12 protein-coding genes and 1 pseudogene are annotated in these 16,735 nt (G+C 49.0%); 8 read left to right on the top strand and 5 right to left on the bottom strand.

What is annotated here, in order from left to right:
- The first annotated feature begins 349 nt into the window (after positions 1-349).
- The 6 genes from Q8J68_RS02285 to Q8J68_RS02260 all read left to right on the top strand — a co-directional run bounded on the left by Q8J68_RS02285 (position 350) and on the right by Q8J68_RS02260 (position 7,495).
- Complete coding sequence (locus tag Q8J68_RS02285) at positions 350-1,861, top strand: 2-isopropylmalate synthase (protein ID WP_305309939.1); 1,512 nt, start codon at positions 350-352, stop codon at positions 1,859-1,861.
- A gap of 135 nt (positions 1,862-1,996) precedes the next feature.
- A complete protein-coding gene (locus tag Q8J68_RS02280; RefSeq protein WP_305309938.1) occupies positions 1,997-2,755 on the top strand; it encodes a TatD family hydrolase in 759 nt (252 codons plus the stop codon).
- 70 nt (positions 2,756-2,825) lie between these two features.
- Positions 2,826-3,467 (top strand): MBL fold metallo-hydrolase, encoded by a 642-nt coding sequence (locus tag Q8J68_RS02275; protein WP_305309937.1) that lies wholly within the window; start codon positions 2,826-2,828, stop codon positions 3,465-3,467.
- 20 nt (positions 3,468-3,487) lie between these two features.
- The gene (locus Q8J68_RS02270) at positions 3,488-5,350 is read left to right on the top strand and encodes a YgiQ family radical SAM protein (RefSeq protein WP_305309936.1); all 1,863 of its coding nucleotides are present in this window, start codon (positions 3,488-3,490) and stop codon (positions 5,348-5,350) included.
- Positions 5,351-5,523: 173 nt separating this feature from the next.
- A complete protein-coding gene (locus tag Q8J68_RS02265) occupies positions 5,524-6,459 on the top strand; it encodes a hypothetical protein (protein ID WP_305309935.1) in 936 nt (311 codons plus the stop codon).
- Between the two features lie 247 nt (positions 6,460-6,706).
- Positions 6,707-7,495, top strand: a complete 789-nt coding sequence (locus tag Q8J68_RS02260) for a winged helix-turn-helix domain-containing protein (protein WP_305309934.1) — start codon at positions 6,707-6,709, stop codon at positions 7,493-7,495.
- A gap of 62 nt (positions 7,496-7,557) precedes the next feature.
- Here Q8J68_RS02260 and Q8J68_RS02255 read toward each other — a convergent pair whose 3' ends face one another.
- From Q8J68_RS02255 to Q8J68_RS02245, 3 genes are all read right to left on the bottom strand, one after another.
- Positions 7,558-10,593, bottom strand: a complete 3,036-nt coding sequence (locus tag Q8J68_RS02255; protein ID WP_305309933.1) for a chemotaxis protein CheB — start codon at positions 10,591-10,593, stop codon at positions 7,558-7,560.
- A 155-nt stretch (positions 10,594-10,748) separates the two neighbouring features.
- On the bottom strand, positions 10,749-11,816 hold the full coding sequence (locus Q8J68_RS02250; protein WP_305309932.1) for a (Fe-S)-binding protein: 1,068 nt from the start codon (positions 11,814-11,816) through the stop codon (positions 10,749-10,751).
- A gap of 2 nt (positions 11,817-11,818) precedes the next feature.
- Positions 11,819-13,201, bottom strand: coding sequence for an FAD-binding oxidoreductase (locus tag Q8J68_RS02245; RefSeq protein WP_305309931.1), 1,383 nt, complete (start codon positions 13,199-13,201; stop codon positions 11,819-11,821).
- A gap of 84 nt (positions 13,202-13,285) precedes the next feature.
- On the opposite strand from Q8J68_RS02245, the gene arcS reads away from it, so the two are divergent.
- On the top strand, positions 13,286-15,124 hold the full coding sequence (gene arcS, locus Q8J68_RS02240) for an archaeosine synthase subunit alpha (protein WP_305309930.1): 1,839 nt from the start codon (positions 13,286-13,288) through the stop codon (positions 15,122-15,124).
- Positions 15,125-15,157: 33 nt separating this feature from the next.
- Positions 15,158-15,679 (top strand): ribosomal protein S18-alanine N-acetyltransferase, encoded by a 522-nt coding sequence (gene rimI, locus Q8J68_RS02235; protein WP_305309929.1) that lies wholly within the window; start codon positions 15,158-15,160, stop codon positions 15,677-15,679.
- A 7-nt stretch (positions 15,680-15,686) separates the two neighbouring features.
- On the opposite strand, the gene Q8J68_RS02230 is transcribed toward rimI, so the two are convergent.
- Complete coding sequence (locus Q8J68_RS02230) at positions 15,687-15,971, bottom strand: UPF0058 family protein (protein ID WP_015053714.1); 285 nt, start codon at positions 15,969-15,971, stop codon at positions 15,687-15,689.
- Positions 15,972-16,234: 263 nt separating this feature from the next.
- Positions 16,235-16,735: pseudogene (locus tag Q8J68_RS02225) on the bottom strand (DNA primase); the annotation flags it as partial.

Here is a 16,735-nt window from a genome sequence, read left to right as displayed (position 1 = left end):
TATTGAGATTGTATGATATATTAGTACCTGCCTTTTCAGGCAAGCCTCTCCGGAAAGTGACACCAGCTTAAAGCCGTATCAACCTCGTGATTGAGAGCAGCACTAAAAGCGCACGTTCATATAAAAGGCTTCCGCACAGCAGGAAAGAATAGACAATAACACGGCAGAGGAGAAGTAAAAAGCAGCATAGGACATGAATAAGCAGCTTAGGACATGAATTGTCACTTTACATTACATAGAACTAAATACATTAACAGAGACTTTATATATGATTAATTACAAGCCGGAATGATTATTATGAACCCAACCGTACAACTGAGGGATCGCTTTTTACAGCGATGAACCGATTATAGGCAAACATAAGACTATTTTTGATACGACATTGCGCGACGGTGAACAAACACCCGGCGTATCCCTTACCAACGAGCAAAAACTTAAGATTGCACGGCAACTCGACAAACTCGGAGTAGACGTTCTCGAGGCCGGATTCCCCATCTCGTCAGAAGGGGAAAAGCAGAATGTAAGAGCGATTGCCAGCGAAGGACTTAGTCTTGATGTCTGTGGTCTTGCCCGCGTACTGCGAAAAGACCTTGACGCATGTATAGACTGTGGTGTAGACATGGTGCATACCTTTGTCTCAACATCCGACATACAGAGGATCCACACCATAAAAAAGACGCGCGAAGAGGTCGTCACCATGGCCGTGGACACCGTGGAATACATCAAGGACCACGGCATAAAATGCATGTTCTCTGCAATGGATGCCACCAGGACTGATCTTGACTATCTTATAGAAGTGTACAAAGCTGTTGAAGGAGCAGGATGCGACATAATTAACGTTCCCGATACAGTAGGAATAATGTCACCATCCGGAATGTATGAGCTTATCAGGAACATCCACAAAGAGGTCAACATGCCCATTGACGTTCACTGCCACAACGACTTTGGCATTGCAGTCGCCAACAGCCTCATGGCTGTAGAGGCCGGTGCAAGCCAGGTCCAGGTAACGATCAACGGCATTGGCGAGCGTGCGGGCAATGCGAACCTTGCACAGGTCGTAATGTGCCTGCAGTCCATATACGGTGCAAAGACCAACATCAACACGGAGTACCTGCTCGAAACCTCAAAGATGGTAGAGAACTTTACTGGCATACACGTGCCTCCCAACACACCCATCGTAGGAGACAATGCATTCGCCCACGAGTCCGGCATACATACCCACGGCGTCCTTGAAAAGGCAGATACTTTCGAGCCGGGCATCATGACACCTGAGATGGTGGGCCACAAGAGGCGCATAGTGCTCGGAAAGCATGCAGGCAAACATGCTGTCAAGCAATCCCTCTGCGATATCGGTATCCAGCCCACCGAAGAGCAACTGGACGAGATACTCAGCAGGATCAAGATAATCGCAAACCGCGGCAAGCGTATATGCGACGCTGATCTTCATGCTGTAGCCTCGGCAGTCCTTGGCAAGAATCTCGGGCATGAGACTATCAAGCTCAAAGAGTTCTCAGTGATGACAAGCAACCTCACAACGCCAACAGCAGTAGTGAGGGCTGTAGTGGGCGATCGTGAGGTCACTGCCTCGAACTTTGGTGTGGGACCCATTGATGCCTCACTCAAGGCAGTCGCAAGCATGCTTGATGGTTACACCAAAATAAAGATCCGCGATTTCAGGATAGAGGCTATCACAGGTGGCAGTGATGCCCTTGCTGAGGTCACTATTGGCGTGGAGGATGAAGAAGGGCGCGTGGTAACCGCGCACTCCGCAAGTGCTGACATCGTGACAGCCTCAGTGGACGCGCTTGTTACAGCCATCAATCTCCTGCTTGAAAAGAAAAAGCTCTGGAGCATGCAGTAATAACTGCACCACAGAAAGTCAGGACACATGCTCTTATCCCGGAAAAGCCTTAAGGATAAGAGTAATTGTACTTTTTTATATCTGGTTTAATGGCAGATACCTGCCACTAACTGGCCAGAACCTGAAGGCCTATATATGCAATATGAAATAATCGATTCCCACTGCCACCTCGATTTTCCAAAGTTCAGCCGTGACCGCAGTGAGGCCATTGAAAGAGCCAGGCAGGAAGGTGTCATCGCAATGATAAATTCCGGAGTGGATTACATTACCAATGCAGCCTCACTTGAGCTTGCAAAAAAATACGACTTCATCCATGCCACCTTAGGGCTCAATCCCCAGATGGTCCCGGATACCAGCGATGAGAAGATCAGCCAGATACTCTCCCAGATAGAAAGGAACATTGACAGGGCTGTGGGAGTCGGCGAAGCGGGGCTTGATTTCCATTACTGTGAAACTGAGAGCGGCCGTCAGCGGCAGATAGAAGTGTTCCGGCAGGTCATAGACATTGCCCGCAAGTATAACAAGACACTTGTTATCCACGGCAGGGAGGCCGAGGACATCGCCCTCAAACTTAGCCATGACCTTGACACCGTGGTATTTCACTGCTACGGAGGCTCCCTGGAAACTATGCGGGAGATCGTGGACGCAGGTCATTTCGTATCTGTCCCCACGCTGGTCTGCTTCTCCGGGCATCATCGCTCAATAGCAAAACACCTGCCTCTTGAGAACATGCTCATAGAAACGGACAGTCCCTACCTGTCACCCAGGAAGGGCAGGAACGAGCCTGCATTCGTAGCGGACTCTGTTCCGCAGATAGCCGCCCTGAAGGGAATAGATGCATCCGAAGTAGCCATATCGACAGTTCGAAATACACGCAAGGTATTTGGCATCTGAACCTTGTTACCATTACCCCATTGACCACCCATATAATTAATATCACTCATATCCAGGAGTTTAAACGAACATGCAAGTCAAACATTTCAACGCAGGCCTTTACGATGCCAATTCGTACCTCATCAATGCAAAGGTGCTGGTGGATACAGGAATTAACACATCTGCGCTCATAGCTGCCATTGAGAAGGAAACAGATATCAAAGAAATTGAGCTTATCATACTCACCCATTGCCATTTTGACCATACCGCTGCTGCAGGGGAAATAGCAAAAAAGAGCGGTGCAAAGGTAGCCATCCACACTGATGATGCGCCCCTGCTCAAAAATGATGATGTTAATGCAGCATCCCTCTTTGGACGCAGGTCACCGCATATTGAGCCGGACATACTGCTTGAGAACGGGCAGAAGATAAGGATAGGAGAGGACGAGGAGCTGGAAGTTATACACACGCCGGGCCACACACCCGGGGGCATCTGCCTCTATGAGCCCGCATCAAAGAGCCTGTTCTCCGGGGATACGGTTTTTCCCGACGGCAGCATTGGGCGCACTGATTTTGAAGGAGGAAGTCCTTCCGCACTGACCGCATCCATAAGCAAGCTTACAGAGCTTGATGTAAAGACACTTTACCCCGGACACGGCACCAGCACCTCTGACGATGTGAACGGTCAGATAGGGATGTCACTGAAGATGTCCCGGGGCTTTTTAAGATTCTAATTAAGATTCTAAGATACACCATGGCAAGAAAAGAAAGGACCACAGGACAAAACCATACTCCCCGATTCCTCCCCATGAGCCCTGATGAGGTACACAGGAAAGGCTGGGGAGAGCTCGATATTATCATCGTCACCGGCGATGCATACGTAGACCACCCGGGGTTTGGCACCAGCATCATAGGCAGGGTGCTTGAAGATGCCGGGTACAGGGTAGGTGTTATTGCACAGCCGGGTTGGGAAAATATTGCAGACTTCACCAAACTTGGAAAACCGCGCCTGTGCTTTGCCGTAAGCGCGGGGAACACCGACTCAATGGTAAGCAATTATACTCCATCAAAGCGACTGCGCCATGACGATGCTTACTCACCGGGCAATAAAGCCGGGCTGAGGCCAAACAGGGCATGCATTGTCTACACCAACCGGCTCAAGGAAGCGTACCCCGATGTTCCCGTTATCATCGGAGGCATAGAAGCATCACTGCGCCGCTTTGCCCAGTATGACTACTGGTCTGAAAAGGTACGCCAGTCCATCCTCGCCGATGCGCCCGCTGACCTGCTGGTCTATGGTATGGGCGAACTGCAGATGCTTGCCATTGCCGACAAACTGAAAAATGGCACGCCTGCCAGCCAGATCTCTGACGTTGACGGCACTGTGTGGAAAATGGACATCAAAAGCTGGAAGGAAAAGAAAGAGGAGCTACTTAGCGAATATATGGAGATACCTCCATACGTGGAAGTTTCAAAGGACAAGGCAATCTACGCAAAAGCCTTCAAAACGGTTTTCGAGGAACAGGACCCTTTCTGCGGGCACGGGATAGTGCAGGTACACCCAAAGACCGTGGTCGTGCAGAACAAGCCTATGAGGCCATTAAGCCAGGAAGAGCTCGACCGTGTTTACGAACTGCCGTTTACCAGGGAGGCTCACCCCTCATACCCGGAAAAGATACCTGCCCTGGACATGGTCAAATTCTCTATCACCACTCACAGAGGCTGCTTTGGTTCATGCTCATTCTGCGCGATAGTCATGCACCAGGGACGCATGATACGCAGCCGCAGCATCGGGTCGATTCTCAGGGAGGCTGAAAGCTTCAGGGATATCAGGGGATTCAACGGCACTGTTAACGGGCTTGGCGGTCCCTCGGCAAACATGTACGGCATGGACTGCAAGAAATGGGAGAGCTCCGGAGCATGCAAGAACAAGTTCTGCCTTTACCCGCAGGTCTGCCTGTCCATGAACACCAGCCACAGTAAACTGATAGAGCTGATGCAAAGACTCAGGGAACTGCCCGGCATATCCAAGGTGTTCGTGGGCTATGGTGTGCGCTACGACCTGGCATTGCTTGATGAGCAGTATATGGAAGAGCTATGTGCCCATCACGTCAGCGGCCAGCTCAAGGTGGCACCCGAGCACTATTCCGACAGGGTCACAGCTGTCATGAAAAAACCTGACAGGAAGACCTTTGAGAGATTCGAGCAGAAATACAAGGAGATAAACAGGAAGCTTGGCAAGGACCAGTACCTTGTTGCCTTCCTGATTTCAGGTCATCCCGGTTGTACCCTTGAGGATATGATCGCCACCGCCGAATACATCCGCGACACCGGCAGGTATACCAGACAGGTGCAGGACTTCACCCCGACCCCCATGACAGCCGCCACATGCATGTTCCACACCGGCCTGGACCCGTTCACCGGTAAGAAGGTCTACGTCGCAACCTCCCAGAAAGAAAAGAGCATCCAGCGCGCCATGCTGCATTACAGAGAACCGGGGAACCATACTCTTGTCTATGAAGGCTTAAAGCGCGCGGGAAGGCTGGACCTTGTAGGTAACACATGGAACTGCCTGATCCCGAGAAGCTCGGAAAAGGGACCCAAGAGCGGGTGGTAACGATAAGAAGTGCCATTGCAATGCAACCAGCTAAGATGGCACGATATCTTCCCGAAAAAAATAAAAATGCAATTGCCTTTAAATAAGATGGAATAAAAACGTTACTTTTTTAATACATTCGCGCAAATTAACAGTGTACACATAGGAATGTACGATAAATGGGAGGTATGCATTTGAATATAATAGTGGGGATAATCAGCTTAGTTTTTATTATTCTGCAGGTTGCTTCTGCGATGGGTAGCCCTGTGACCAGTATAGATGAGAATATAGGGGAAGAGGAGTTCTATGCGATCTCATATACAAACCCTGAAAGCATTGCAATGCATGAGATGGCCAGACAGAGCGAGGATGGGAAGCATTCACTTGTGCAATTGAATGACGAGCTCACGCCAAGGAGTACTGTCAGTCCCGACGGCAATTGCTCCATATATCTGAAGGTTTTTACTGTGAGTTCTGATATGGGTATCGAGGACTATGCCCTCAATAGCACGGAAAAGCCCAGGGAGATAAGAATAAAGGATGTCAGCACTATGGGCTGCTATGCTGTTGCTTTTTCTCCTGACAGCAGGATGTATGCAGCACCAAAGCTAGTTCATTTGGGAGACGGCAGGAACGCCCAGTATGCTCTTGATATCATGTCGGTGGACTCAAATGAACTCATCCACAGGGAGCTTCTTCCTTTCTATAAGGAAAATACGAAGCATACACCCATGGACTGGGACCGCGCAGAGATGTATGGGGTCTACTGGTCAGAGGACGGCTCTGCCATAGTTTATGATATCCTGGGAGCGGACATTGACGGCGGGCTATACCCGACCACGCTTGTAACCAACAGGCTCAATGTCAATTATACCGAGCTGCGGGAAATGAACGGGTATGAAGATGCCGGGGAGGAGAATGCTGGATTTTCAGGGTATGATGACCTTATGGAGTCTTATAGACAAGAAAATGAGAGTGAAGAACAGATAATGAATGCTCCGCAAAATGTGGAGGCAGAAGATGACACTTCCGCGGAGGACCCGGAGCCGGTAGCATCGCTGCCGGGATTTGGGGCATTGGCTGCTGTTGCTGCCCTGGGGTTGCTGCTGATCGGAAGGAGACTAAGATGAGATTTCCAGCATGATACCTTATGCACTTCTTTTTTTACCGATAGAATAATAAGTGCAAAGTACTACTGCAATATAAAGAACCTCAATTAGCGGATAATATGGATAAGGTGCATTGAAAACTGAAGACAGGCCGGTTCATGGCAAATCCGGCTCTTCTGCCTGATGCAAAAATCTAACGTTTTCATCATTTATGCTGATAGAGATTCTGTGTCAGTGCAAATTAAATGTACCTCTTCGTGGAGGGGACTTGATAAAAAAGCCAATAGAAGAAGTACTGCTTGCGTCAGAGAAAAGAAAGAGGATACTTCTGATATTACTGGAAAGTCCGCAGGAAATGGAAACACTCCTTGTAGTACTGGGCACGACCAGATCGGGACTGTTGCCCCAGATGAAGATGCTTTTAAAGAGCCATCTTATATCCAAACATAAGGATTCATACAAACTGACAACGATTGGAAGGCTGATAGCAAAGAAAATGGCGTCTTTCCTGTGCACGGCCGAGACTTTTGGAGGCAACTGTGATTATATGGGAACCCATTATTTAGACTTCATACCCGAACCTCTTCTGGAAAGATTACCTAACATTGGCACATGTACCATAATTGATACGAACATATGCGATGTTTTTGAAGGTGATGAGAAGCTGCTGGAAAATGCAAATGGTTTAAAGTACTGGTTTGAGATCAGTTCAATAGTGCATCCCACATTCCATGACTTCTATATGGAAATGGCAGATTACGGCATGGAAGTTTCGGTCATCATCTCCCGTGAGGTTTACGAGAAAATCAGACAGGATTACTATGAGAACTTCAAGGAAATAATAGACCTTGGACTTGTATCATTTTATCTTTACCCAGAAAAGCTTGAATTTGCATCTTTTATTCTCTCAGGTGACTTTATGGAGTTCAAGCTGTTTACAATGAACGGCATATATGATCCAAAAAAGCTGCATATTTGCAGCCCTGCAACCTTTGACTGGGGAAAAGAGCTGTTCGAATACTACAGGAAGCAATCAAAGCTTATCATTGATGTTTAAAGGTATAATGATAAGAAAGGAGCATTTTTAAACAAATAATATTGGACTGCTTTGTCAGCCGTCTAACTTTTGCGCTCCTTCCATGAAGCCATCCGTTCAATGGTTGCAATTGCATAAACTTGATCGTCTTTATCCACTAGTGCGTTGGCTATTGTCCATACTTCCAGTATCTGATCATCTTTGGTGATCCTTTGGATATGATATGGCTCTATAATTTCGCCTTCAACCATTTTCTTCAGTATGGCCAAAGCTTCTTCCTTATTTTCATCAGGGACAAGACAGCTGATATTCATGCCCAGGGCTTCTTCTTCACTCCAGCCGTATATTTTCTCAGCCTTAGGATTCCATGCCAGAATCTTGCCTTCAGTATCCTGGAGCACAATAGCCTCACTTGAGTCATGCACTACAGCAGCCAGGCGGCGAAGAGTTTCAGTGTGCGTTTCTTGAAGATGTTTTAATTTTGTGACATCTACTAATGCTATAGCTACACCTTCCAGGTTACTCTTCTGAGAACTATAGGGCAGGATCGACAACATGTACCACTCATCTGTATGGGTGCGGACCTCTACGTACAGGGAAACCAGATTGTCCAGCACGGTCCGTATGTCCCTGGTAAGATGGTCATATTCTGAGAGGTTCGTCACAATATGCCCTATAGGCCTTCCAACATCCGTGGGTATCAGGTTGATTATCTTCGTGGCTGCGGGGGTGAATCTCTGAACACGCAGCTGGCTGTCTACGAAAATGAGACCAATACCAGTGCCTGCCAGCATCCTGCTCATGTCCTCGTGAATATATGTCAGTTCTTCGATCTTGTTCTGTAGCTGAACGTTCACTGTGGACAGTTCCTCGTTCAGGGACTGCAGTTCTTCCCTTGAAGTTTCCAGTTCCTCGTTCGTCGACAGGAACTCCTCATTAAGGGACTGAAGTTCTTCGTTGGAGACCCTGAGATCTTCGTTGGACACTGACAGCTCCTCGTTGGAAGCACTCAGATACTCCTCCGTGGTGCTTAGCTCTTCCTTCAGGGATGCAATAATTTCTTTGTCCTCTTCTCCTGACGTTTGTTCTTCAGTCTTTGAGGGCTTTCTGATCTTGCTATCAGGCAGGGGTTGCGGATGAAGGTCAAAGGTAATCAGGAACAGTTTCCTGTCAATTGTTTCCTCCACAGGGCGCACTGTGACATCCACGTTTGTAAAGTCGCCGTTTACACTGACACGCAAACCGGGACTGACGGCGCAGCCTTTAATGACCACTGCCTTGCGCAGGGCCATGGTCAATCCTTCCTGCAATCCTTCACGTGCCATCTTCAGGATATTGTTACTGGGCTCCCCGGAATGCACTTCAAGGTACAGCTTGGCATTGCCGTGCAGATAGATGATATCTCCCTGTTCGTTCACAAGTGCACCTGCCGGAGCGTACTGATGCAACAGGTTCCTTTCGGTCAGCTCACGCATCTGGAGCCTATCCGCGACCATGGGTTTGACGGAAGGGCTCCGCTGTGCACTTCCTGACAGACGGGGTGAAAAGAATGTATCCACCCCAAGACGATATCCCTTGTCTGCGCCTTTATTTCTATAGATCCGCGACTGCTGGTCCACCGTCTCGAAGAGTTCCGGGAAACTCCTGACACTCTCGGAAGAGCCGAGCAGGAGTATACCTCCCGGTCCCAATGAGTGATTGAACATGGGAATGATATAGTTCTGTACCTCTTTATTCAGATATATCAGCAGATTGCGGCAACTGATCAGGTCGATCTTGGAAAAAGGTGGGTCCTTGATCAAGTCATGATTGGAAAAGATTACCATGCTGCGGACACTCTCCAGGATGGTGAATTTTTCGCTTTCCGGATCATAGCTGAAAAAACGCTTCAACCTCTCAGGCGGGACGTCATCGGAGATACTTGCAGGATATACTCCCTTACGGGCCTTCTCGATGCTCCTGTTGTCAATATCCGTGGCAAATATCTGTATTTTGAAGTTCTGCTCCAGCCTTTCAATGTATTCCTGGAGCAGGATGCCTATGGAATAAGCCTCCTCACCTGTAGAGCAACCCGCCACCCAGATACGGACGGGTTCTTTCACGGATTTGCCTTTAAAGAGCTCAGGTATCACTTTTTCCTGGAGCGCGTCAAAAACCTTGGGATTGCGGAAGAAGTTGGTAACGCTGATAAGCAGATCAAAAAAGAGGGCCTCTGTCTCCTCAGGTTTGTGTTTTAAGAAGTTAGCGTATCCTTCCACATGCCTGATATTGTTGACCACCATGCGACGAGCCATACGCCGCTCCAGTGTTTGAGGCTTGTACTGGGAAAAGTCGTGACCGGTCTGTTTGAGCAGTTCGCCAATTATCGTCTTCATCGCTCTTTCGATGTCCGAGTTCTGATCTGGTCTTTCCCCATATCTACGGGATACATACTCGTTCAACTGAGCCGACATCTCGGCAGGTTCCAGTACGTAGTCCACAAAACCGGTTTCAATAGCACTTTTTGGCATACCGTTGTACTCGCTGGATTCGGGATTCTGGGCCATCACCATGCCACCTTTAGCCTTGATGGCCTCTATTCCCTGTGTACCGTCGCTGCCAGTGCCCGATAGTATGATGCCTATGGCCCACTCCTCCTGGTCCGATGCAAGGGACGAGAAGAATGAATTGATGGGCATGCGATGACCGCGCGCTTTGGCCGGTTCCACTAGATGCAACGTACCGTCCACAATGATCATGTCCTTGCTGGGAGGAATAATATATATGCAGTCCGGCCTGATAGCCATCCCGTCCTTGACCTCATAGACCTGCATGCCCGTATAACGCGCGATTATCTCGCAAAGCATGCTCTTACGGTCAGGTGCAAGATGCTGCACCACGACAAACGCCATCTCTAAGCTCGTATCTGCAGACATCGCCGAGAAGAACTCCCCCAGGGCAGCCAGCCCGCCTGCCGAGGCGCCGATGCCTACTACAGGAAATCTCTTAAAAGATGAGCTTTTTGCAGTTTCACGTGAAGTGAACTGATAATCTATATCAGCTTCTCCCAAAGCAGGTTTTTGTTCCTCTTCGGTTGCCCTGTTATTATCTTTGCCAGAGATATTCTCATTTTTATTCATGTTCACTCCTCATACCCTAACGACTTGCAGCACTAACATGACCAACGAAAGAATGTGAGTGTCATTATGATATTAACCCTTTATATTACTGATTGTGCAACAGAACTGCAGTACAATTGAAGAACAATGAACCGGGTATAAAAAATAAAATAAGACTATGGCTTCTGTTCCATCGCCATTTCCAGCAGGTCGATTATATCCAGCACTTCTACCTTCGGGCCGCCACGCTTGAGGTTTGTCCTGCAGAGAGGGCATGAAGTGACAAGATAGTCGACTCCCTCGGGGATATCCTCCGCGCGTTTCTTTGATAGCTCCTGGGACAGCTCAGGATAGCCTTTTAGCACGCCGCCGCCTGCGCCGCAGCACCTGGACTTCTCACGGATGTTCTTCATTTCCTTAAGGTCGCAGATACTGGTAATGATATCCCTTGGTGCATCGAATACGCCGTTACACCTTCCCAGATGACAGGGGTCGTGATAGGATACTTTCAGGTCGAGCTTTTTCAGATCCATCTCAGCCAGGCGCTCTGCAAGGAACTCGGAAACGTGGACAACTTTCAGGTTATCCGGATAATCGTTCCTCAAAGTCGTATAGCAGCCGGCACATCCTGTGATTATGGTGTGGGCGCCTGTTGCCTTGATCTGCTCCAGGTTCTTTGAGATAAGCTCCAGAGGGTCAGAGCCGGTTCTCAGGAGAGGAGAACCACAGCATACTTCATCCTTCAGGACTGTCACACCGAATTTCTTGAGAATATCGAATGTGCGTTTGGCAAGTTCCGGGTACCTGTAGGAGCCCAGGCAGCCTGCGAAATAAACATAGTCGGCCTTTTCCTTCACATCGGCCCGGGACTCACCAAGCCATGCCATACGCTCCCCGGTCTCACCAAGAGTGTTGCCAAGTTCGTTGGCCCTGGATGCGATATCTCTCTGGGCCTGGGTCATCTTGCCATGCAGTACCAGCTGGTGCCTTGTGTGCTCCACCACTTTAGGAGGGGCTGCACCTGACGGGCACAACTGCTCGCAGATACCACAGGTGGTACACATGTTCAGGCTGTTGAGCACACCCTCATCCACTTCCAGGCCCTGGGAAATGCCGTGTGCTATAAGCATGCGCCCCCGGGAGCTTGATGACTCCCAGCCGACCACATCAAATATGGGACATACGGAGCGGCAGGTTCCGCAACGGACACACTTCAGTATGGAACGCATATCAGATTCTGTCATCTTCAGACCCCCATCTTGCCGGGATTGAGTATCCCCTTGGGGTCAAGTGCCTTTTTGATAAGTATCATCACATCAAGGGCTTTGCCAAGTTCCAGTTCGAGGTATTCCGCTCTTGCACTGCCAACGCCATGTTCTGCTGTTACGGTGCCTCCTATGGAGATAGCAGTGCGGTGTATCTTATCGGCTGCTTTGTTCAGCTTGTCCCAGTCCTTATCGTCAAGCATGTCAATGCACATTCCGGTGTGGAGGTTTCCGTCACCGATATGCCCGTAGGTCATGATGGGAAGGTCAAACTCTTCGGATATCTCCCGGACCTTGTGAAGCATCCTGGGAATCTCCTTTATAGGAACGCCGATGTCCTCACCCAGATATACACGGGTACGCATGGGATCAAGTCTTGATACCGCCGCACCGACAAGCCTTCTTGCCGCCCATATCTCTTCCCTTTCCTTTTTGTTGGTCGCGGCCCTGATGCCTGTAGCCAGTGAACTGCAGGCATCCTCTATCATGGTAATGCCTTCACGCACTGCGCTCTCTGTCCCGTCCATCTCGAACAGCAGGATAGCTCCTGCCCGGGGGAGCCCTACCTTCGGGTCATAGGTGTTAATTGCATCTATTATATTACTGTCAAGGATCTCACATGCAGAAGGTACTATTCCTGAGGACAGCACCTTTACCACTGCCTTGCCCGCAAACTCGGGGTTCTCAAAGGAAGCAAGCAGCACTGAACGCTCTTTTGGCAGGGCACGTACCTTCAGTATTGCCTTTGTGATAATGCCAAGTGTTCCCTCAGAGCCGACAAAAAGATCGGTCAGGGAATAGCCTGCCACTGATTTTATTGTCTTTGAACCGGTGTTGATAACAGTGCCGTCCGCAAGAACCACTTCAAGTCCAAGCACGTAGTTGCGGGTCGTACCATACTTGACAGAACGCATGCCACTTCCGTTATTCGCTATAAGCCCGCCAAGGGTGCACATCGCAGAACTGCCCGGATCAGGAGGGAAGAAGAAGCCATATGGCTCAAGGGCCAGGTTCAGTTTCTCCTGGACGATGCCGGGCTCCACGATCACCTGAAGATTGTCAAAATCCATTTCAAGTATCTTATTCATTGAAGACATGTCAAGTACAATGCCACCTTCCACCGGAACAGAGCCGCCCGCAAGACCCGTGCCAGCGCCACGTGCAGTGACCGATATCTCTTTTTCCCAGGCGAGCCTCACTACAGCTGATACCTGTGCAGTAGTAGTTGGCCTGATAACGAATTCAGGCAGTCCCCTTACCTGGGAAGCATCGAACGAATAGCAATAAAGTTCGGCAGCAGATGCGGAAACTCTTTCTTTCCCCACAATCTCCTGCAATTTGTCCAGTAGATCGGTCTTTTGCATGGAATCAGTTTTTACTAAGTTTGAGGGATTTAAACTTATTGGTGAATGCAAAACTTTACATCTATCTACACCCATTAGGCAGCAATGACACGATACTTTGAGGTACAGCAACGCGACGGAGCTGCAAGGATAGGAAAACTGCTGTTGGGCAAGACCATCCAGACACCATTCATAGTAGAAAGCCGGACCCTGGGCTCCCCGGAAAGTCCCATAGTTGACGCTGGATCCCTCTGGAAACTCGGCTGTGCAGAAGCGGCCCGGGAAGAGCTTAACAATATACGCAACTCTGCGGGAGATAACGCGCTCATCATCCTCCCTCACCAATCATTCCCCCCTGAGGTCCCTGATGATGTAGCAAACTCTGCTGCCAAGGATCTTGATTTTGACATAACAGGTCCCATTGGGACCATCTACCGGCATTCACAGAGGATCAGGGATAGCGACCTGTATGTAATGGAAGGGGCAGGATGCTTTGAGAACAATGCAAGACGGTTCTTCAACATGCTGCTTGAGATGAAAAGGGATGTTGCACCCGATACTGCCATTTACACTCCCAACATCTGCCTTCCGGAGAACGTTGCACTGCTTGTTTACCTGGGCATAGATCTCCTGGACAACACTAAAGCTATAATTGCAGCACACAGCGACATCTACCTTACGTCTGCAGGCAGGTTCCACCTTGACTCCCTTGCCGAGCTGCCCTGCAGGTGTGTGGCATGTGCTGGCACCACTGCCGATGAACTGAGATCCCAGGATAGGAGGAAACGTGCAAAGGTCCTTGAGATGCACAACCTCAATGCACAGGAAAGTGAGATTGCCCTTGTCAGGGAAAAGATCCGTGCCGGCACATTGAGGGAATATGTTGAAGGACAATGCAGGACACGACCCTGGCTTACTGCTTTACTTCGGCTGGCTGACAGCGAATATAAGTATATAGAGGAAAACAATCCTATTGCAAGGTCCAATGAGATGCTGGCAAACAGCACAGAGTCGCTATCAAGGGTGGAGATCGTGCGCTTTGCCACACGCGTCCTTGAAAGATACACTCCTCCTGAGGCTGACATACTGGTATTGCTGCCCTGCTCGGCTAAAAAGCCCTATTCTATCTCTAAATCCCACTGGAAGTTCATCAATGCTATCGGAAGCAACCGCAGGTACGTCCATGAAGTGATAATCACATCGCCTATCGGTATAGTCCCCAGGGAACTGGAGCTGACATACCCCGCCGCACATTACGATACAGCGGTCACAGGATACTGGGATGCACAGGAAAGGGAATGGGTGGCAGGCTGCCTTGAGAAATACCTTACAAAGAATCAGTACAGGACTATCATCGCCCATGTGGAAGATGCTTACAGGGAGATATGCGAAACGGTTTCCCGGAGGCTGGGCATCGAGATGATATTCACAGGTTCCGGCAACGTTAGCTCCCATGAGGCTCTCAGGCGACTGAAGGAGGAAGTAGAGAGGTACAGTGATGGGAAGTCCCGCAATGTCGAGGAAAGAAAGAAGGACATGATACGCTCCATAGCCGACTACCAGTTCGGAAAGGGAGCAGGTACTGTCCTTGTACCTGCAGACTCGGTCGTAAAGGGTCCCTATCCTAAGTATCAGATATTCACCGCAAAGAAACAGCTCGTTACCCTCATCCCCCAATATGGCACTCTTGCAGTCACTATCGAAGGAACGGAGCTTATGGTGCCTTTCGGGAGTTATCAGGTAAGAATAGATGACTTTGTGCCAAAAGGCTCCCTGCTGGCTCCCGGAGTTATCGAAGCGGACCCTCTTATAAGACCGGGCGATGAAGTGTTCATATGCGGCGAGAAGGCCCTGTGTGTTGGCAGAGCCGTGATGAGCGGCATGGAAATGCAGAGATCCGGAAGAGGTGTTGCAGTGGACCTGCGTCATGTTAAAAAACTGTGAGGGCAGAGGAGTAATGGGGGACTTTAAAGGGAAATGATCGTCAGGAACTTTGAACCAAATGATTTTTCAGAGGTACTTGAAATAGAATCAGAGGCATTTGCCGAGCATAACCCGTTCATCTACATGAACTTCTATGAGATGAACAGCGAGTGTTTCCTGGTTGCTGAGGAGGGGGAGCATATAACCGGTTTTGTTGTCGGCTACCAGATATCGGGTGAAGAGGGGAGGATATTCTCACTTGCTGTAAGGGAACGTTACAGAGGCTATGGTACCGGCACGCATCTGCTTGATGCCATTACAGACATCTTCCGGGAAAAAATGCTGGCCTTTGCCAGTCTGGAAGTCAGACTGAGCAATCGTGAGGCACAGAGGCTCTATCAAAAGATAGGCTTTATCCCCTGCTGGATCCAGCATGGCTACTACTCAGACGACGAGGACGGCATTGTTATGAAAAAGAGACTGACACCTGTTACAAGAAGTGCAACAGGTGGTTTCTTAAACAATGTACCAAACCTACCCTTCAGGCCTGTTTACAGACTGGAGGATATTATATAGATATACCTCAAGAGCTCTTTATAGCACGTATACCGGCCCGCTGGGCAAGTTCCTGCATCCTCGTAGAAGTACGTCCCATCCCCGACATATCATCCTTTGAGAAGACAGAAGCCAGGTCATTTCCCAGCACAAATATCGCATGCTTGTGCTCTGCCTTGCTCCTGTGGACATGTAAAGGGCTTATAGCCAGCGAATCATAGTGGCTGAACTCGTAATCTATACCCATGTACTCAAAGTGTCTTTTGATTTGAGCCATTAAAGTGTGTAATTGTATCAACTCATCCTTGTGCATACCAACCAACCTATAATACCAACCTTCAGGAGCACGATATTGTACATCCCGCACAGTATAAAATATCAACCGGACTATATTTGCGATATTCAAAATAAAGACATTTTCCCGGAAGAATATTGCCGAGTATTTACTACATAAATATATGTGAGAAAAGCAAATGATTAATGATTACAATATAAGATTATTCCATCTACTGTAGAAATAATAACAGTAAAAATAAATAAAGATTATGGTGCCATGCATGGCACCACCGGACAGGATCACAATGCATCTGCAGTGAATATTCTTACTGAGGCCGGCCTTTTGGTGACGCTTCCGACCTTTGCACCTACAAGGTTCTCTATGCCCTTGTCAGCCGCTATGTCCAGTATCCTCTGTGTGACAACTCCATCAAAGACAACTGTTTTTACCTCGTTCTGGTAATCCCTGAGAGTATTAACAAGATCCCTCACAGCAGTCTCATTGACGACCCTATCATTCCCATCCAGGAAGCGGGCACTGAAAGTGCCTATAAGGTCGTTCGCATGAGGCCTGAACTTGCTGCTAATAGGGGATGGTTTGCTTGCGATCTCAGGCCTGCTGACAGCAGCAGGTTCCGCATTTTCCCTGGACTGTGGTCTTTCACCAGAGGGCCTTTCACCTGTTCTTTCACGGGACTGCGGTCTTTCACCAGAGGGCCTTTCACGGGACTGCGGTCTTTCACCAGAGGGCCTTTCACGGGACTGCGGTCTTTCACCAGAGGGCCTTTCACGGGACTGCGG

This window comes from Methanolobus sp. (genome assembly GCF_030682845.1).
In the GTDB taxonomy this organism is placed as follows: domain Archaea; phylum Halobacteriota; class Methanosarcinia; order Methanosarcinales; family Methanosarcinaceae; genus Methanolobus.
This window is presented reverse-complemented; position numbering and strand designations above follow the sequence as displayed.